This window comes from Blautia sp. DFI.6.71 (genome assembly GCF_020593585.1).
GTDB classification, from domain to species: domain Bacteria; phylum Bacillota; class Clostridia; order Lachnospirales; family Lachnospiraceae; genus Blautia_A; species Blautia_A wexlerae.
Map to the genome: position 1 here is coordinate 63,879 of NZ_JAJDMJ010000007.1, position 19,401 is coordinate 83,279.

Sequence of the window (19,401 nt, forward strand, 5' to 3'; positions counted from 1 at the left end):
CTTTTTACCTTTTGTTTAGGAATTATGTACTAATACTGTAACATACTTCTCCGGATAATGCAAGTAGAATTTACAAAAACTTTTTGGTTTTTCAAATTTTTTTTAGGCTTTATACTATCTCCGGTGAACAGATAAAAAAAGAACGAGGCAGTCATTGATGACAATGAACAACCTCGTTCTTTTTTTGATTTTCCTGTTTTCTGATGAAGCTGATTTTATGACAAATTTTCAGGTTTGTCAACAATTTTTGTAAGATAGGAGAGTTATCCTTCCATAATCGCAGAATTAACCCTGAGCTGTTTTCGTCCATTCTTCCAGAGATTCTCATCCAGCTCCACCTCATAGCCGCCGCCATTTCTCACATGCCACTCATAAAATGGTTTCTGTATATCTGCATACTCTTCCATGATATTCATGATCGTACCGCCATGGATGACAAGTGCCGCCTCTACCACATGGCTGCGGATACATCCGGACACAACCCTATCAAATCCTCTCAGGTTTCTGCTTTTAAACCCTTCCCTGCTTTCTCCTCCCGGAAAAGGCAGAGTACCGTTGCTGTCAATCCATTCCTGATAGTGCGGATTAGCTTCCAGCTCTTTATAGTTCTTATTTTCAAATTCTCCGAAATCGCATTCTGCCAGTTCTTCAATAATATGTACCGGCTCTCCCTGAAAAAGAATCTCTGCTGTCTGCACGCATCGTTTCAGAGGACTTACATAAACCGCCTGAACCTTTGGATAATCCATCTTATGCAGAAACTCTGTTCCCTCCTGACATAACGGCTCATCCGTTGTGCCGATATATCTGGAAAGTTTATTCCCTTCTGTTTTTCCATGTCTGATCAGCCATAATTTAATCATCTTTGATCACCGTTCCAATCCCGCAGATCACGCGCGTCACCTTATGACTGTATGCTGCCAGCTTCGTACATACACGCCCTACAGCCTCTCTGTATTTTCTGTCAAAAGCATCCACAGGTACAACCCCGTACCCTACTTCCTGAGAGACAAGGACAATATCCGGATTCTTACAGATGATTTTTTCCGCAAGATCTGACACATCCTTTCCATTCTCCAGTTCACTGCGGATATACTGCTGAAAACCAGTCACACCCTGAGCATTCATCAGTTCCTCCTCTGTGACAGAACCGCCGTCACTCCACCTTAACTGTGGATACTGTTTCCTGGCATATTCAGTCTTTCCCTGATATGCACCGCCGATTATCATTTCCATACTCTTCTCCTCAAAAATTAGAAACCACCGCCAGGATCAATGCCATCCCAACTTCACAGATGCAAAGAAAGAATCCCGAAATATCTCCGGTTGTCCCGCCAAAGTACTTCATCGCAATATGATGATAATACCAGAAAATCAGCAAAGCTCCCACAAAAGCCAGACTTCCCCATATAGGCCGGATCAAAATCATTCCCGCAGCCAGAAGCACCAGATAGACGATCAGCACATTTCTCGAGAGCACATCTGAAGAATTTCTGGAAAACTCAGCAACTGTACCGTCTGCCTTTGCTTTCGGAAAGGTAATAACTCCGATTCCTGACAGACATCTGGAAACCATAAATCCAAGGCTCAGAATTCCGATCGCCCTCATATTCTCTGCACTGTTAAACAACTGACTGTACGCGCCGTACCAGGCAATGAAATATACCGCCGCAGTAATAACGGCAAAAGCACCTGCATGGGAATCCTTAAGAATCTCCAGCCTTCTGCTTCTCTCCTGCCAGGAACTCAAGGCATCCGAAGTATCCAAAAGACCATCCACATGGATCCCGCCTGTCACAAATACAGGTACCAGCACCAGCACTGCTATCACGAATCCCGGCTGATACCCAAACCGAAGTCCCAGATACGCCACCAGCATAGTCAGCCCGCCGATCACAGTTCCGATAAACGGAAAAAAACAGAACATATACTTCATATTTTCCTTTGTCCAGTCAGCGCGGGGCATGGGAATCTTAGAAAACATGGCAAATGCCACCTTAAAATTATTCCATAAAGATTTCATTGATCAATTCCTCTTTTTCATAGTATGTCAATCCTGTCAAATGTATTATTTGCAAAGATTGCTGCAGGTATCTGTGGATTTGTGAAAGACTGGTATCCCATATACAACTTCCACCACTTCATCAGCTCTCTGTGCAGCAATCTGATTGATTTTTCCCAGATATTCCAGATAAGAATCCATATCTCCGTCAAACACAACCGCATCTGAAAAAATCTCATTTGTCACGATCACCACATGAGCAGCCTGTTCCAGCAGATTCTCAATCCCTTTTGTAACTTCCGAAACTGTCCGGTCATGGGCTCCCTGCTCTTCAAACATTTCATTTGCCACCAGATTCGACATACATTCCAGAAGCACCACACATCCGGCAGGCAGTTTCACATTTTTGAGCTCTGTATAGCATTCAACTGTCTCGAAACCTTTTCCTGCACGCATCTTTTGGTGTCTCTCGATCCTTTTATGGCTCTCTTCATCAAAAGGGTGCATGGTCGCTATATAAATCCTCTGTGCATCCCCGAAAGAAAGCACCCTGTCTTCCGCAAAAGCGGATTTTCCGCTCCCGCTTCCCCCTGTCACAAGCGTCAGCATTATTTCAGCTCCTCATACTGTTCCACGTGGATATCGTTAAAAGTACTCATAGAATGATAAACCACTGCTGCCAGATCAAGGATCGGGAATAAAGCTACTGCTCCGGTTCCCTCGCCCAGACACATATCCGCATGAATGATTGCCTCTTTCCCCATATTCTCAAGGATCAGATGGGCAGCAGGCTCTTTTGATACATGGGATGCAAGAATATAATCCCTCGCAGCCGGGCAGATACGCATGGCGATCAGCGCAGAAACACAGGAAATAAATCCGTCCATGACTACAGGAATACCATAAACCGCACCTCCCAGAAAGACACCTGCCATTCCAGCGATATCAAGACCGCCTACCTTTGCCAGAACATCAATGGCATCCTCAGGATCTGGTTCATTTAATGCAATGGCTTTTTTGATCGCATTGATCTTGCGCACAAGTCCCTCGCTGGTCAGACCTGCGCCACGCCCTGTCATCTCTTCCACCGGCTGTTTCAGCAACACAGAAGCAACTGCACTGCTGGTGGTTGTATTTCCGATTCCCATTTCCCCTGTTGCCAGAATCCGGTAGCCCTTATCATTCAGTTCCCTTACCATGTCAATGCCTGCTTCAAGCCCCTTTACAGCCTGTTCTCTTGTCATGGCAGGACCCTTGGTCATATTCTGTGTACCATAGGCAATTTTATGGTCTGTGCGGACTTTTGTGTCCGTCACCATCCCCATATCCACCGGAAAAATCTCCGCATGGTTCTGCTTACACATCACACCGACAGATGTGTCATATTTTAGAAAATTCTCGGCGACGATGGCAGTAACTTCCTGTCCGGTCTGTGTCACACCCTCTTCTACCACGCCATTATCCGCGCACATGGCGATCAGACCTCTCCTGGAAAGATCCACCTCTGCGTTTCCTGTAATTCCCGCGATCTGGATCAAAAGAGTCTCCAGTTTTCCAAGAGAATGCAGTGGTTTTGCAATACTGTCCCATCTTTTCTGTGCAATCTCCATGGCATTGTGATCTAATGGCTTAATCTTTGCAATAGCTTCTTCCAGAGTCATGAGTTTTCCCTCTCTTTTCCTTCATTATTTTGATTTCCCTGTTGTAAACACAAAAAATTTACTGAATACATAATTCAGTATCAACACAATAAACTGTGTCAGGAATTTCCCGATCATATCATTAAGCCCCATCACTGACACAAGCAGCCATACACCGCCAACCTCGATCACCATAGTGACCAGCCTGGCACTGACAAATTTGCAGAATGGCTGAACATGATCCTTCAATGTCTCGCATTTATCCTGAAAAACATACTTCGAATTTACCACATAGGCAAACAGGATCGCCAGGATGATCGAAATAATATTGGCGATATTCAGCTCCACCTTCAGCTTTCTGAGAATGAAAAAGCTGACCAGATTTACCATAGTGGTACATCCGCCAAAGAAAATATAGCGGATAACGGAACTTTCATACATTTTTCTGATCCATTGCTTCATAAAATATATCCTCTCAGTCCTGTATATTTCCATTCTTAATTACTTTTGAAATAATATATCTCGGTCTGCGCTTTACTTCTTCATAAATCTTGGAAATATAATATCCAATGATCCCAAGACTGATCATCATGGCACTTCCCACCAGAAGCAGCACCATCAGCAGGGTGGTATAACCTTCCACTGCAGAACCTGTAAAATACTGCACAAGCGAATAGACCATAAGTACCAGCGAACAGATAAAACATATCGCTCCTGTGATTGTAACAAACTGCAGCGGAAAAGTAGTAAATGCCACTATATTTGTGAACGCATATTTCACCAAAGACCACGGAGACCATTTGGAAACGCCGGCCTCTCTCTCCTGCACCTCAAATTCCACGCTGGTAGTCTTATATCCCACCCAGGAAGAGGTAGCCCGAAAGAACATATTCCTCTCAGGCATAGACAGAATACTGTCCACAGCCTTCCTGTCCATCATCTTAAAATCCGAGGCATCCTTCATATTCACCTTAGTTGCCTTAGACATGATATCATAGAAAAATCCTGCACATTCTTTATGTAAAAAGCCCTCTTTTCCTCTGTCTGCCTTCACGCCCTCGATCACTTCATAGCCTTCCTGCCACAGCCTGTACATCTCAATAAGTGTCTGCGGCGGATGCTGCAGGTCACAGTCCATAACAGCCACCACATCTCCACAGGCCTGCGCAAGCCCTGCGAAAATCGCTGCTTCCTTTCCGAAATTTCTGGAAAAAAGAACGCCTGTCACATTCGCATCCCTCTCTCCTGCCTTCTGAATCTCTTCCCATGTCCGGTCGCCGGAACCATCGTTTACAACCACCAGCTCATAGGGAATCTTCGCTTCTGTAAGAACTTCCGCCAGCACCCGACAGGTTTTCCCAACCATCAGCTCCTCATTATATGCCGGAAGTACCACTGATAATTTACTCATGATGTCATTCCTCATTTTATTTCATTCATATACAACAGACTAGTTTCTCATTCACTGTCTGTTACTCCTGTAAATATTTTCTATAATGTCAGGGGCAAAAGGTTATTTTACTCCTAAGCACTTTACAGCTCCCGCAATTCTTATTTCTACTTTATTATACACAAATTTACAGAAATGTCCATTCCAACAATCTGCATGCTCCAGTGTGTCAAACACTTCACAGGATAATAGCACGTATGTTACTGTTCTCTTCGTTCTCAGTAACGAGACTCAGATACATTCCAGACTTCCTGAAGCAATGGAATTTGGATTACTTTTTCTTCCTGAACACCAGCATTACATATATAGCCAGCCCCAGAACAGAAAGAAGCATTCCCGCTTTCAGGTAAGGCGTACAATATGTCAGGCGTATCTCATGTGAACCAGGTTCCAGTTCCAGAGCCATAAACATGGTATTCGCCTTCTGAAGCTTCGTTTCTTTCCCGTCCACATAAGCCGTAAATCCCTTACTGTACGGAACAGACAACACAAGAGCTTTCTTTTCGGAAACACTGATATCCCCTGTAATCTCATTCGTTCCCATTTTTACATTCTCAAGAGCTTCTTCACCCAGCTTCACAGTTTTTTCCTCAATCCCCTGCACCGGCTGACTCACAACCCTTAATTTATCATAGGTATAAACACCCGTATTGGCAAAGGTAATCGTCATAGTACGAACTCCTGATCTGGAATATCCCATATTGCAGAGAAAATCATGCCGTCCACTGTAGGCATTATACTTATCCGTAAAAATCTTTATGGTCTTGGTCACATCATTGGAGCTGACTGTCATAGCCGCTTCCTTTGATTCCTTCCAGTATCGCCACCGGCTGTCCTCATCAAGAACCTTATTTTGGTCATACTCAGACATCTTCTTCCACTGACTGTTACCAATCAGTTCTCTCGGTGAAAGACTGTCATAATCCAGATTATCTGCGATCAGGTAATTCTCACTGTCCGTAAGACCATGGAACACAAGCTTCAGCTGCGCCCCTTCCTTCGTCACCCTGATTGCTCCCTTAGACAGAGCACAACCATCCCCTGTCTCCATACGATACTGGATATTCTCATTATCAGCATCAACAGATGCCTCAGGCAGTGTACTCTCCTCAAGCACCACACCGTCCATCAAAGCCTGCTGCTTTTTTACCACATCCATTTTCTCATATTCCGATTCAGGAATATAACTGTCATAAGTATAACCCAGAGGCAGTGCATTCTCATTCTCATAAGCCCTGCACTCACTTTTTCCCTTTCCTGCAGAGCCCTTCTCTTTATTATATCCATAGGAAAGATAGCGGAAATTATCACCACTTATCACAAAATATTTCACAGAAGCCAGCCTGTCCAGGATCGTCCTTCCGTCCAGGTTCTCATAATGTTGCTCCCATGGCGTATTCAGATACATTTCACTGAAAAAATCACTGATACTGCTGTTTGCAAGACTGAAATAATAAGCAGTACTGTTCGTACCCATATACATAGAAGTATTATCATAGGGCAATGCCCCGTACTGGTCATAACGATAGACACCTGAATCCCCGGCAGCAAGAACCGCCTTATCCGTATTCGACTCCAGCTTATCCAGCGACTCCTCTTCGGCTGCAAACTCTGACAGATAATCCTTCTCATAAGAATACTGATAAGAAACATTCAACATAATGCTCACCACAAGCAAAGCACTGAGAAGCCCGCACATATACTTCCCCTGCAGAAAAATATTTCCAAAAGAAGTAACCGTAAACACAGCCAATACCAGAACCAGCACACCTGCCATATTTCTCTGCGTTCTGGCAGCTTTCGCAAACAGAGCCAGCACACAATACGCCACCGTCATGACAAAAATCTTCTTCTTTTCCCTCACAGTCAGAGTAAACAGCTCAGGATATGCCTTCACGAAAATATACGCGATCATCATCCCATAAGCCCAGATCCACCTGTTGGACACATAAGAGAAACCATTGAGCACATGCCCTGCAAAAGGCACCAGCAAAAACAGATTCAACAGCCCAAATCCTAATTTCAGATCCAGGTACTTCTTCTTCCTGGAGAAAAGCACAAACACACCCGCCATAGCAACAGCAGAATACCCGGCAACCCCCCACTGGATCATATTCTCCCCGATCAGATCACCCAGATACTTCTCATAATAAATTTTATCATATAAAAGAGGCACATAATTCTCAGCCTGAAACCTGTCCGTACCAAAAATCGTCATGACCACCGGAAGAAAAATAACCGCCGCGATCATCAAAGCCACCGCATAATAGCCGATAAACTTCACCAGCCATCCCAGAACATCCTTCACACTTCTCTCACTGAAAATCCCAAAATACCGGAAAGCCGCATAAATAAACATAAAAATACAGATCATATAAAAGAAATAGAAATTCGACATAGCCGAAACCGCAGTCGCCCAGATAAACAGCCATGGCTTCTCCCTCTTATAAATCTTATCAATCCCCATCAGAACTAGCGGCAGATAAATCATAGGATTGGAAAAATACGGATGCTTCATAGCCGCATAAATCGTCCATCCCGCAAAAATATAGATCAACGTTCCCATAAACGTCGCCTGCTTCGGATTCTTATGATAAAAACAAAAAACACTAAAAGAAATCCCCGCCAGATAAATCCTCAGAAAAATCAGAACCTCATACAAAACCTCCGTCTTATCCGCCGGCACAAACACAGACAACAAAGTCAGCGGATCCCCGATTACATAATAATGCAAAGTTGTAAGAATATCCGAACCATACCCGATATTCATATCCCACATAGGCAATTCCAGCTTATGCTCTACAAAAACCGTATGCAGAACCTCCCTCAGATACCGCCCATAATACGCCAGAGAATTCAAATGCTGCGGAATCCCGTCATGACTCCACACCAAAGACTTCCCATTCCCCGCAAACTGATAATAGATAAAAAAAGAAATAACCCCAAATACAAGCGTATATAATAAGTAGAAATCCTTCTTACTATCCCTGCTCACAAATCTCCTCATAACCGCTCCTTTATATTCTATCATTCTAAACCGAGTTATAAAGTTCTTACTGATTATAGACAAATATCCAATACTTGTCAAATTTATAGCCAACATTATTTCATTGTTTAAGAACGACGAAAGTATTTAAATCAGCCAACAACCAGCCGGGGAATGACAGAACATCTGAGGCGAATCTCGAGGGTTCATGTAATTTCTTAGTATTTGGAAAGCCGCGTTATTCAGAAATTGCTCACTGTTTGAGCGAAGCGAGTTTGAGCAATTTCTGAATGTTTTTAGCGGTTTTTCAAATACTTAGAAATTACATGGTTCCGAGACTGAGCCTCAGATGTTCTGCCATTCCCCGGCGTCCCCTTTTTAAGCAATACATAAAAGGACCGCGATACAAAAAGTACCGCGGCCCACATATATCGTCTGGACACTATAAATAGCTCTATCTATTTATTTTTTAATGATTTATAAACTTGTTTACAGTCGTTCAAAAACCGAAAAGATTATTCAGCACCATGAAGAGCGATCAGCTTCTGCAGATATTCAAATCTAGCCTTAGCTTCAGCCTCATTCTTAGCAAACAGTCTTGCAGCCTTTTCAGGATTCTGACGTTTCAGAGAGTTGTAACGAACCTCACCGTCAAGGAATGCCTGATAATCTTCCATGCTCGGAGCCTTGGAATCAAGAGAGAACTTGTTTCCTTCAGCTGCAGGATTGAATCTGAAGTTATGCCAGTATCCAACCTTAACTGCTAATTCTTCCTCTGTCTGAGCTTTTGCCATACCTTTCTTAATACCATGGTTGATACATGGAGCATAAGCGATGATCAGAGATGGTCCCGGATAAGCCTCAGCCTCTGCAATAGCTTTTACAGTCTGGTTGAAGTCAGCACCCATGGAAATCTGAGCAACGTATACATAGCCATAGCTCATAGCGATGGAAGCCATATCTTTCTTCTTAGTCTCTTTACCGCCTGCAGCGAACTGAGCGATAGCACCTGTAGGTGTAGACTTGGAAGACTGTCCACCTGTGTTAGAATAAACCTCTGTATCGAATACCATAACGTTGATGTCACGTCCACTAGCGAGAACATGGTCAACACCACCGAATCCAATATCGTAAGCCCATCCGTCACCACCGAAGATCCACTGGGATTTCTTAGCCAGGAAATCTTTCTGAGCAAGGATTTCTTTTGCTTTGTCACATCCGCAAGCTTCAAGAGCAGCAACAAGTTTGTCTGTAGCAGCGCCGTTTGTAGCACCTACAGCAAATGTATCCAGCCATTCCTGACCAGCTGCCTTAACGTCTTCGTTTGTTCCGTTAGCAACAACGTCTTCAACTTTTGCTTTTAAGCCATCGCGGATAGCTCTCTGAGCAAGAAGCATACCATAACCAAACTCAGCGTTATCTTCGAACAGAGAGTTGGACCATGCAGGACCCTGTCCCTTAGCGTTTACTGTGTATGGTGTAGATGGTGAGGAGTTACCCCAGATAGAAGAACATCCTGTTGCGTTTGCGATGTACATTCTGTCACCGAACAGCTGAGTGATCAGTTTAGCGTATGGTGTTTCACCACATCCTGCACAAGCTCCAGAGAACTCAAGCAGAGGCTGTTTGAACTGGCTGCCTTTAACAGTTGCTTCTTTAAATTTAGCGATAACATCTTCTTTAACCGGCAGTTTAACTGTGTAGTCAAAGTATTTCTGCTCGTCTGCGCTTGCTTCAAGGTTTTCCATAGCAAGTGCTTTCGCACCCTTCTTACCTGGGCAAACGTTTACACAAGAACCACATCCTGTACAGTCAAGTGCGGATACGGACATTGTGAATTTATATTCTTTCATACCTGTAAGGTCTAATGTCTTCATGCCTTCAGGAGCATTAGCTGCTTCTTCAGCTGTCAGAGCTACAGGACGGATAACTGCGTGCGGGCAGACATAAGCACATCTGTTACACTGGATACAGTTTTCCGGATTCCATACAGGAACGTTAACTGCGATACCACGTTTTTCATATGCAGCAGAACCGGATGGTGTTGTACCATCTACATAATCCTTGAATGCAGATACAGGTAAGGAGTTACCTTCCTGAGCATTAACTTTAGCCTGGATATTGTTAACGAAATCGATAACATCCTGACGTCCTTCTGTTGCATGAGTCATATGAAGACCTTCGTCCTCAGCGTTCTTCCAGCTTTCCGGAACCTGGATCTCTACAACCTGTTTAGCACCAGCGTCGATAGCTGCCCAGTTCTTCTGTACGACATCATCACCTTTACGTCCGTATGTTGCCTTGGCAGCAGCTTTCATAAGGTCGATTGCCTGATCTTCCGGAATGATTCCTGTCAGTTTGAAGAATGCAGACTGAAGGATTGTGTTGATACGTGTTGGTCCCATGCCAGTTTCAATACCGATCTTAACACCGTCGATTGTGTAGAATTTGATATTGTGGTTAGCGATGAAAGCTTTTACCTGTCCTGGTAAATGTTTCTCAAGACCTTCCATATCCCATGCACAGTTAAGGAGGAATGTACCACCGTCAACAAGTTCCTGAACCATGTTGTATTTGTTTACGTAGGATGGATTATGACATGCTACGAAGTTTGCTTTGTGGATCAGGTATGTGGATTTGATCGGTTTCTTACCGAAACGTAAGTGGGACATTGTAACACCACCGGACTTCTTGGAGTCATAATCAAAGTAAGCCTGTGCGTACATGTCTGTGTTATCACCGATGATCTTGATGGAGTTCTTGTTGGCACCTACTGTACCATCAGCTCCCAGACCCCAGAATTTACAGTTTGTTGTTCCTTCAGGAGTTGTTACGATCGGAGCACCTGTCTCAAGGGAAAGGTTAGTAACATCATCAACGATACCGATTGTGAATTTCTCTTTTGCAGTGTTTTCATAAACAGCTACGATCTGTGCAGGTGTAGTATCTTTGGAACCTAAACCATAACGTCCGGAGAATACTTTTACGCCGCCGAATTTGCTGTCTTTTAATGCTGCTACAACGTCAAGGTACAGTGGCTCGCCAAGTGCACCCGGCTCTTTAGTTCTGTCAAGAACTGTGATCTGTTTTACAGATTCCGGAATTGCATCAATGAGTGCCTGTGCGCAGAATGGTCTGTAAAGACGAACTTTGACAACACCGACTTTCTTTCCTGCTGCTGCAAGGTAGTCGATTGTCTCCTCGATTGTATCGTTTACAGATCCCATAGCAACGATTACGTGTTCTGCATCAGCAGCTCCGTAGTAGTTGAATAATTTGTAATCTGTACCGATCTTAGCGTTAACTTTGTCCATGTATTCCTGAACTACTGCCGGAAGAGCATCGTAGTATGGGTTACATGCTTCTCTTGCCTGGAAGAAGATATCAGGGTTCTGAGCGGAACCTCTCTGGCATGGGTGATTTGGATTCAGGGCATGGTTACGGAATTCAGCGATTGCTTCCAGATCTGCCATATCCTTAAGATCTTCATAATCCCATGTCTCGATCTTCTGGATCTCGTGAGATGTACGGAATCCATCGAAGAAGTTGATGAACGGAACTTTACCTTTGATTGCTGAAAGGTGAGCAACAGGTGTTAAGTCCATAACTTCCTGTACAGAAGATTCGCAGAGCATTGCACATCCGGTCTGACGACAGGCCATAACGTCTGAATGATCTCCAAAAATTGAAAGTGCATGAGAAGCAAGTGCACGTGCAGATACGTTGAATACTGCAGGTAACTGCTCACCAGCGATTTTGTAAAGGTTTGGGATCATAAGTAACAGACCCTGAGATGCTGTATATGTTGTTGTTAAAGCACCTGCTGCCAGAGATCCGTGTACAGCACCTGCTGCACCAGCCTCAGACTGCATTTCAGTTACCTGAACTTCCTGTCCGAAAATGTTCTTTCTTCCCTGGGTTGCCCATTCATCTGTTGCTTCCGCCATAACAGATGAAGGAGTGATCGGGTAAATAGCGGCTACATCTGAGTATGCATATGAAGCATGAGCAGCTGCATGGTTACCATCCATGGTTTTCATCTTTCTTGCCATAGTTTGTTTTTCCTCCTTAAAGGTTGATGAAAATTAATTATTTATTTCAAGGCATAAGTAAAATATACCTCAAATTTCATTGTAGATTATAACATAATCTTCTGCCTGTGTCCAATTTGTTTTGACATATTTTGTATCTTCTGAGGTACAAAGCAGGGATTTTCTGTTATTTCAGTAGCAAATATGTGCATTTTTCGAGTTACATATAACTAACATTATGCAGATATGCCAAATTTCGGACAAATCAGGCAGATAAAAGTAAAAAAAGGAGGCTCTACGCCTCCTCCATGATCTGCTGTATTGTTTTTCTCTTAAGGAGACTTATCAGTTCATCCTGTACAGATAACAATTCTCTATGTACCAGACATGGTAATCCATCCTGTCCGTCTCTGACACAGTTATATTTCGGATCCAGACATTCGATGATAAACATATCCGGATCAATCGCTGAATAAACCTCATATAAAGTCAGCTCATCCAGTCCCCTGTTCAGAGAATAACCACCATGTACGCCTCTGTATCCCTTCACGATCTCTGCCTTCTGAAGTTTCTTCAGGATCTTATAGGCAAAAGGAGCTGTGATTGCTTCTTTCTCACAGATATCGGATACGCTCAGTCTGCTCTCTCCCCAAAGCGCACGTACCACTCGAACTGCATAATCGCACTCTCTTGTAATAAACATAGTCTTTGCAACCTCTCTAAAATTAATTATCCTTTACTGTCCACATCGCTGTTTTGCATAAAACAATGGAAACAGTAATCGTTATTTCTGTCATATCAATGCCTCATATTTCTGTCTGTCAAGAGGCTATATTTATTCTATATTATAACAGTGCTTCTTTTTTTTGTAAATAAAAGAACCCAAAAAAGCAAAAAACAGTTGCAAATTTCCCAATTTACGGTACAATGATAAGCGGTTGTAACTTATATAATAGGAAATAATGTAACTGTTTCCTGCGAAAGATACGTTTTCCATAAACAATCTGCCGGACAGTTACTGCAAAACAATAATTTCACGAAAAAGAGGTATGATATGATTTCAGCAAACAATATTACATTGCGCGTAGGTAAAAAGGCCCTCTTCGAAGATGTAAATATCAAATTTACTGAGGGCAACTGCTACGGTCTCATCGGTGCAAACGGTGCCGGTAAGTCCACATTCCTTAAAATCCTTTCCGGACAGTTAGAGCCTACCAACGGTGACGTTGTTATCACTCCGGGCCAGCGTCTTTCTTTCCTGCAGCAGGATCACTTCAAATATGATGCATATACAGTTCTGGATACTGTTATCATGGGTAACAAGAGACTGTATGAGATCATGAAAGAAAAAGATGCTATCTATGCAAAAGCGGACTTCACTGATGAAGACGGTATCCGTGCCAGCGAACTGGAAGGTGAATTTGCAGAGATGAACGGATGGGAAGCAGAATCTGATGCTGCTACTCTTCTGAATGGTCTTGGAATTGAAACCGATCTCCACTATTCCCAGATGGCTGACCTTACAGGAAGCCAGAAGGTCAAAGTTCTTCTGGCGCAGGCACTGTTTGGTAATCCGGACATTCTTCTTCTGGATGAGCCTACCAACCACCTTGACCTGCCTGCTATTGAATGGCTCGAAGAATTCCTGATCAACTTTGACAACACTGTCATCGTTGTATCCCATGACCGTTACTTCTTAAATAAAGTATGTACTCATACAGCAGACATCGACTACGGCAAGATTCAGCTCTATGCCGGAAACTATGACTTCTGGTTTGAGTCCAGCCAGCTCCTCATCAAACAGATGAAGGAAGCCAACAAGAAGAAAGAAGAAAAGATCAAAGAACTTCAAGAGTTTATTTCCCGATTCAGTGCCAACGCTTCCAAGTCCAAACAGGCGACTTCCCGTAAACGTGCCCTGGAAAAGATCCAGCTTGACGATATGCGTCCGTCCAGCCGTAAATACCCATACATCGACTTCCGTCCAAACCGCGAGATCGGTAACGAAGTCCTTATGGTGGAGAACCTTTCCAAGACCATCGACGGTGTAAAAGTTCTGGATAACATTTCTTTCACACTCGGACATGATGACAAGGTAGCTTTCGTCGGTGCCAACGAACAGGCAATCACTACTCTGTTCAAGATCTTAGTTGGTGAAATGGAACCGGATGAAGGAAATTATAAATGGGGTGTTACCACTTCCCAGGCATATTTCCCTAAGGACAACACTGCAGAGTTCGATAATGACCTTACTATTACAGACTGGCTGACACAGTATTCCGAGATCAAGGATGCTACTTATGTTCGTGGATTCCTCGGACGTATGCTCTTCCCCGGTGAAGACGGCATCAAACGTGTACGCGTTCTTTCCGGTGGTGAGAAAGTCCGCTGTCTTCTTTCCAAGATGATGATCTCCGGTGCAAACATTCTCATCCTTGATGAGCCAACCAACCACCTCGACATGGAGAGCATCACAGCACTGAATAACGGTCTGATTAAATTCCCGGGTGTTATCCTTTTCACCTCACATGACCATCAGTTCGTACAGACAACAGCCAACCGTATCATGGAAATCCTTCCAAATGGAACTATGATCGACAAGATCACTACTTACGATGAATATCTGGCAAGTGATGAGATGGCTAAGAAACGTCACGTATTCGAGATCAATGAAGAGGACGCTTCCGATAACTAAAGAATAAAATACAGGGTACGGCTTAGCCGTACCCTGTTATTTTATTCTGTCTTCATGATAATATCCGCCAGCTTTCCGCCTGTCACCTTAAGCAGATCAGCAAGGGGAACCTTCAGTGTCAGTCCGATACGGCCGCCACTCACATAAATCTCCTCAAATTCTCCTGCAGATGCATCAAACACAACAGGATAAGGTTTCTTCATTCCCAGCGGGCTACAGCCGCCTCTCACATATCCGGTAATCTTTGTGATATCCTTCACATGGATCATGTCCACTGTCTTCTCACCGACAGCCTTTGCAGCCGCCTTACGGTCAACTTCCTTTTCAATCGGAACTACAAAAACGAAATAACCGCCGCTCTTTCCTTCCATTACCAGAGTCTTAAAAGACTGGTCATAGGGAGCACCAATCTTATCCGCACTGTGGATCCCGTCAATAAATTCATCACATTCATAGGAGAACGCCTCATATTTAACCTTCTGTCTGTCCAGCATTCTCATTGCATTTGTCTTAGCTTCTTTTGCCATTTTTTCTCGCCTGTCCTTTCTGTCCTCTGGCATATATTGATTCCTCCATGTCTCTATCCTGAGACTGCTCAAAACTCTGGTCTTGTCTCAGTTCCTGATTTCGCCTGTAAATCTGCTCAGTGCTTTCTTCATCAACCGTTTCTTCATCCTCTTCATCAGAAACCGGTTTGTTGATAGCAAACTGGATCAGCATACCCAGAACTGCAAACCCTACACTCATTCCCAGACCATAGGGAATATCTGCCAGATTTCCAAGCTGTGCAAGGGAAACCCCTGCCATAATACCACCGATCAGACTTGTAGCCACGATCAGCACTTCCCTGCAGTATTTCACTGCCATGGAACCAAGAGCTACGCCGATCAGAATACATGCAAAAAATACTGCGGAGCTGGTAGGATGCAGGAAATAAATACTGGCCGCCCAGCCGATACCTGCTGCCAGGATAAACACACCTGCCTTATAGATCAGAAATGCAATCACTGCGAACACAACTCCTGCCGCCAGTGCTGCGATCAGCATTGTTGATTTCTCCTGTATTCCCATTGTATGTACAACCACCAGCGCAAGGCCGCCGCCTACCAGAAAACCTCCCAGCATCATCCAGAAACGCAGAAGCCTGTATCCCAGAATACAGTTCAGCACTCCAAACACAAGGATCACTGCAAATATTACCATCATAAAACGATTCACCAGATCTGAATCCATAAAACTTCCGGCAATACTCAGCGCATTTCCAAATATATCTGTCATATTAACCATAATTTTCAGTCACTCCTTTTAGTTATATATTTATAGCGTTCCTTATCATCAACTGACACATCTGAGCTAAACCTGTCAGAACATGAAGTATAAGGTCTTCATATTGTCGATCACGCCGTAATGGTAGGAAATCTGTGACAGCCCATGGACTTCCATATAATATTTTGCGATATCCTGGATATGATTACTGTCGATCAGATCCATATATGCCTCATCATAAGCCGCCTGGCTGCCAAACTTAAAGCGTACCACCGCAGCATCACTGTCAATACGCAGTCTGCACAGGTCATATACACTGTTCCAGTCATAGGTATCAAAGCAGGCGCCGTTTCTCACATAAAAATTCATGTCAGTCGCTGTACACGCAGGAACAGGAAACTCATCAGAGGCCTTATAATTCTCCTCGTACTCCTGTGGGAACGGACACAGATAATCATAAATCGTTGTCTTATGCTCTGCCAGCAGCGTGGCATCACCCTCCAGAAAGTCCGGCTGGTCCCCATTGGTGGCATCCACATAATAATACTGTCCGTTCAGCTCTACAATATTCCAGGCATGTCCCTGGGTACTGTTTGCAGCATCACCCTCCACATAAATACAGGGAATATCCAGACGCTCCAACAGATACTGTACTGCTCCCGCATAGCCCGCACATACCGCCTGTTTCTTCCAGAAAGCTCCGGCTATACTCTGGTCATCATCAGAGATCACATATTCTGTATTGTCTATGACATATGTATAAACAGTCATTACCCTGGTATAATCATCAGCACCATCCGGAATCTGCGACACCACCTCCTGATATGCATTCTCCATGGCCTGCGTGATCTCCTGTCTCTGCTCCTCTGTATAAGTATATCCCGGAGAAAACTGACAGTAATCCCTGCCCGAATAAGTCGTCTTATAAACTTTCTCCCGGTTATGTACCCAGAACAGCTCCGGATGATCCTTCAGCACTGCATGATACACTCTGTCTATCTCATTATCTCCTGAGAGAGACAGATAAAATTTATCCTCAAAGCTTCTGATCCCCTCCAGGATCTCGCGGTAGCCTCTCTGTTCATTCTCATTAAGAAGGCCGAAATAATACTCCTGATGTCCTTCATCCGTCTGCGCTACCTCCTGCTTTTTAAGAGTCCTTACTTCCCCCGGTTCCTGCAAAGCTCTTCCGCCGATGATCAGTCCACCGGCCAGAAGCACCACCACAGGCACCATAAGAATCAGACGCAGCCCGGAAAATCTCTTTTTGCTCATTCAATAATCCTTCTTGGTTATTATTCTATAAGTCTGATATTACATTACTATTTCATTCTGTTTTGTCACATTTAGAATTATTATTCGTTACTGTTCACTCCGCTCACAGTAACTGTTATTCTAATGTATCTTATTATAGCCCAGAACACTTCTCCTTGTAAACCGATAAAAATAAGTTAACACTATTTTATAATAAAAATTGTCCTTCTTACAAGATAAACATTGCATATTTCCAATTAAAGAGATACACTAAAAAGTAAGTATAACTGCTCTGTATCCCATCAGGCAACAGGATGTCGGACAGACATATACAAGTAACATATTGAGGGAGTATTGTAATAAATGAGCATCAAAATACCTATAGAAACTTCTGCCAGACATCTGCATATCTCGCAGGAAGATTTTGAAAAATTATTCGGAGAAGGAAGCAAACCACATTTTATCAAAGAATTAAGCCAGCCCGGACAATATCTGTGCCGGGAACGAGTAACTGTCAAAGGACCGAAAGGTACTTTCGAAAACATGGCACTTCTCGGTCCTTTCCGCAGCGACACGCAGGTAGAAATGTCCCTTACAGACACCAGAAAACTGGGGATTCCAAGTGTAATACGCCAGTCCGGTGATATCGAAGGAACTCCCGGCTGTATTTTATCTGGTCCATGCGGTGATATCGAAATCCCCAGAGGGGTCATCGTAGCCAAACGCCACATCCACATGACTCCGGATGAAGCACTTGCCCTGCATATCAAAGACAATGACGAAGTCTTCGTCCTGACCAAAAGCTACGGACGTGCACTTATCTACGCAGATGTAGTAGTCAGAGTCCACAGAAATTATCACCTGGCAATGCACGTAGACACTGATGAAGCCAACGCATTCAACAGTGATACAGAACCTTACGGCGTGATCGTCAGGTTCTTTGACAGTAACTTCAACACAGATAAGTGGATAGAAGACGAACTGTCAGGGATACGCAGATAAAATCCGACTTACCCGGCTAAAATAGCAGATGAATATAAAAAGGTTCCACAGTAACATTCAATTGATGATACTGCGGAACCAATTTTAATGCGTTTCAGCCAGCCATTCTTTAATCGTTTTTTCCGTTTCACCAAGGATTCTTGCTATTCTTTCTATGGATTCTCCTTCCTGCGCAAGCGAGATGGCTATGCTTTTTGCCTTTCTTAATTCACCCTGCTTTTCATAAATTGCCTGCAGTTTCTGTTCCTCTTCCTCTTTGTCATACTCAAATATACTCATCGCAATAACCTCCGCGCGGTTGACTCTGAGAAAATCCGCCAGAATTCCTTTCTGAATACATTCATCCACTGCTTCTTTTACAGCGGAATCCAAGCTCATAGTCTCCGCATTTTCACGTACTTTTTCTACATATTGCGCATATTCTCCAAGAATCCTGCACTGCTCCATCAATTTCCTGTTGCAGTCCCTGTTGATATTGATCGTAACTACCTTTAACTCCAGATTAGGCTCTCCCTGCTGGTTTTCGTAAGATTCTGACAGACAGTTCGTCCATCTGTCCGGCATTTTCCGCTTTCCATTATAGAATACAATAAAATTCGGTGCCGGTAATTTCAGCAGTATTGATGAATACAGGGATTTTCTGTCCACTAATTTCTGATATTCACCGGATATATAAAACAAATCCCTCAATGGCATATTAGGATTGTAGGTTGACTGGTGTTCATACAGAAAAAGATTCGTATCAATGATAAACGCCAGATCATTCTTCATTCCCATATAGATTGCATTTTCCAGTGTAACAATCTCCAGCTTCATTTCATCTGTATACGCTGTTCCATTGATTGCATTATACAGAGATAACAGATTTTTCCTGTCAGAAAACAGTTTTCGGAATACTGTATCCTTGTAATTGCGGTTTGCAGTGACTTTTTTGCTCTTTCTTTTTGTCATAGACAATACCTCCTGTGTCAGCAGGAGTGCAAGAACATACTGCTCTTTTCCGAATTGTTCAGAACTCCTGCTTTTCTAATTTAATTGGAATTAAAAGCATGGATTTCTGAAATGAATTTAGAAT

General features: G+C 43.5%; 16 protein-coding genes. 2 read left to right on the forward strand and 14 right to left on the reverse strand.

What is annotated here, in order from left to right; all coding sequences use genetic code 11:
• Positions 1–263: 263 nt before the first annotated feature.
• The 10 genes from LJE12_RS05235 to LJE12_RS05280 form a co-directional block, all read right to left on the reverse strand.
• Entirely contained in the window at positions 264–863 is a 600-nt protein-coding gene (locus tag LJE12_RS05235) for a histidine phosphatase family protein (RefSeq protein WP_227226770.1), read from the reverse strand.
• Positions 856–1,236, reverse strand: a complete 381-nt coding sequence (locus LJE12_RS05240; protein ID WP_022381052.1) for a bifunctional adenosylcobinamide kinase/adenosylcobinamide-phosphate guanylyltransferase — start codon at positions 1,234–1,236, stop codon at positions 856–858. The genes LJE12_RS05235 and LJE12_RS05240 overlap by 8 nt, the downstream gene beginning before the upstream one ends.
• A 10-nt stretch (positions 1,237–1,246) precedes the next feature.
• Positions 1,247–2,023: an adenosylcobinamide-GDP ribazoletransferase gene (locus tag LJE12_RS05245; protein ID WP_227226769.1), complete on the reverse strand. Its 777-nt coding sequence runs from the start codon at positions 2,021–2,023 to the stop codon at positions 1,247–1,249.
• A gap of 45 nt (positions 2,024–2,068) precedes the next feature.
• Positions 2,069–2,611: a bifunctional adenosylcobinamide kinase/adenosylcobinamide-phosphate guanylyltransferase gene (locus LJE12_RS05250; protein WP_227226768.1), complete on the reverse strand. Its 543-nt coding sequence runs from the start codon at positions 2,609–2,611 to the stop codon at positions 2,069–2,071.
• A complete protein-coding gene (cobT, locus tag LJE12_RS05255) occupies positions 2,611–3,663 on the reverse strand; it encodes a nicotinate-nucleotide--dimethylbenzimidazole phosphoribosyltransferase (protein ID WP_173680895.1) in 1,053 nt (350 codons plus the stop codon). Before cobT ends, LJE12_RS05250 begins: the two co-directional genes overlap by 1 nt.
• Before the next feature lie 24 nt (positions 3,664–3,687).
• Entirely contained in the window at positions 3,688–4,104 is a 417-nt protein-coding gene (locus LJE12_RS05260) for a GtrA family protein (protein ID WP_008703288.1), read from the reverse strand.
• 13 nt (positions 4,105–4,117) lie between these two features.
• Positions 4,118–5,053 carry a glycosyltransferase family 2 protein gene (locus LJE12_RS05265; RefSeq protein ID WP_026648482.1) on the reverse strand — a complete coding sequence of 312 codons (936 nt, stop codon included), beginning with the start codon at positions 5,051–5,053 and terminating at the stop codon, positions 4,118–4,120.
• 310 nt (positions 5,054–5,363) lie between these two features.
• Positions 5,364–8,099, reverse strand: a complete 2,736-nt coding sequence (locus LJE12_RS05270) for a YfhO family protein (protein ID WP_227226767.1) — start codon at positions 8,097–8,099, stop codon at positions 5,364–5,366.
• A gap of 494 nt (positions 8,100–8,593) precedes the next feature.
• Positions 8,594–12,130, reverse strand: coding sequence for a pyruvate:ferredoxin (flavodoxin) oxidoreductase (nifJ, locus tag LJE12_RS05275; protein WP_227226766.1), 3,537 nt, complete (start codon positions 12,128–12,130; stop codon positions 8,594–8,596).
• Positions 12,131–12,404: 274 nt separating this feature from the next.
• Positions 12,405–12,812 carry an RrF2 family transcriptional regulator gene (locus LJE12_RS05280; protein ID WP_008703296.1) on the reverse strand — a complete coding sequence of 136 codons (408 nt, stop codon included), beginning with the start codon at positions 12,810–12,812 and terminating at the stop codon, positions 12,405–12,407.
• Between the two features lie 351 nt (positions 12,813–13,163).
• On the opposite strand from LJE12_RS05280, the gene LJE12_RS05285 reads away from it, so the two are divergent.
• Positions 13,164–14,804, forward strand: a complete 1,641-nt coding sequence (locus LJE12_RS05285) for an ABC-F family ATP-binding cassette domain-containing protein (protein ID WP_008703297.1) — start codon at positions 13,164–13,166, stop codon at positions 14,802–14,804.
• Positions 14,805–14,845: 41 nt separating this feature from the next.
• Here LJE12_RS05285 and ybaK read toward each other — a convergent pair whose 3' ends face one another.
• From ybaK to LJE12_RS05300, 3 genes are all read right to left on the reverse strand, one after another.
• The gene (gene ybaK, locus LJE12_RS05290; protein ID WP_008703300.1) at positions 14,846–15,331 is read right to left on the reverse strand and encodes a Cys-tRNA(Pro) deacylase; all 486 of its coding nucleotides are present in this window, start codon (positions 15,329–15,331) and stop codon (positions 14,846–14,848) included.
• A complete protein-coding gene (locus LJE12_RS05295; RefSeq protein WP_025578669.1) occupies positions 15,315–16,091 on the reverse strand; it encodes a TM7S3/TM198-like domain-containing protein in 777 nt (258 codons plus the stop codon). Before LJE12_RS05295 ends, ybaK begins: the two co-directional genes overlap by 17 nt.
• Positions 16,092–16,166: 75 nt before the next feature.
• Complete coding sequence (locus LJE12_RS05300; protein WP_025578668.1) at positions 16,167–17,345, reverse strand: transglutaminase domain-containing protein; 1,179 nt, start codon at positions 17,343–17,345, stop codon at positions 16,167–16,169.
• A gap of 342 nt (positions 17,346–17,687) precedes the next feature.
• On the opposite strand from LJE12_RS05300, the gene LJE12_RS05305 reads away from it, so the two are divergent.
• Positions 17,688–18,326, forward strand: a complete 639-nt coding sequence (locus LJE12_RS05305; RefSeq protein ID WP_025580128.1) for a PduL/EutD family phosphate acyltransferase — start codon at positions 17,688–17,690, stop codon at positions 18,324–18,326.
• A gap of 84 nt (positions 18,327–18,410) precedes the next feature.
• Here LJE12_RS05305 and LJE12_RS05310 read toward each other — a convergent pair whose 3' ends face one another.
• Positions 18,411–19,277: a hypothetical protein gene (locus tag LJE12_RS05310; protein ID WP_227226765.1), complete on the reverse strand. Its 867-nt coding sequence runs from the start codon at positions 19,275–19,277 to the stop codon at positions 18,411–18,413.
• Between the last annotated feature and the right edge of the window lie 124 nt (positions 19,278–19,401).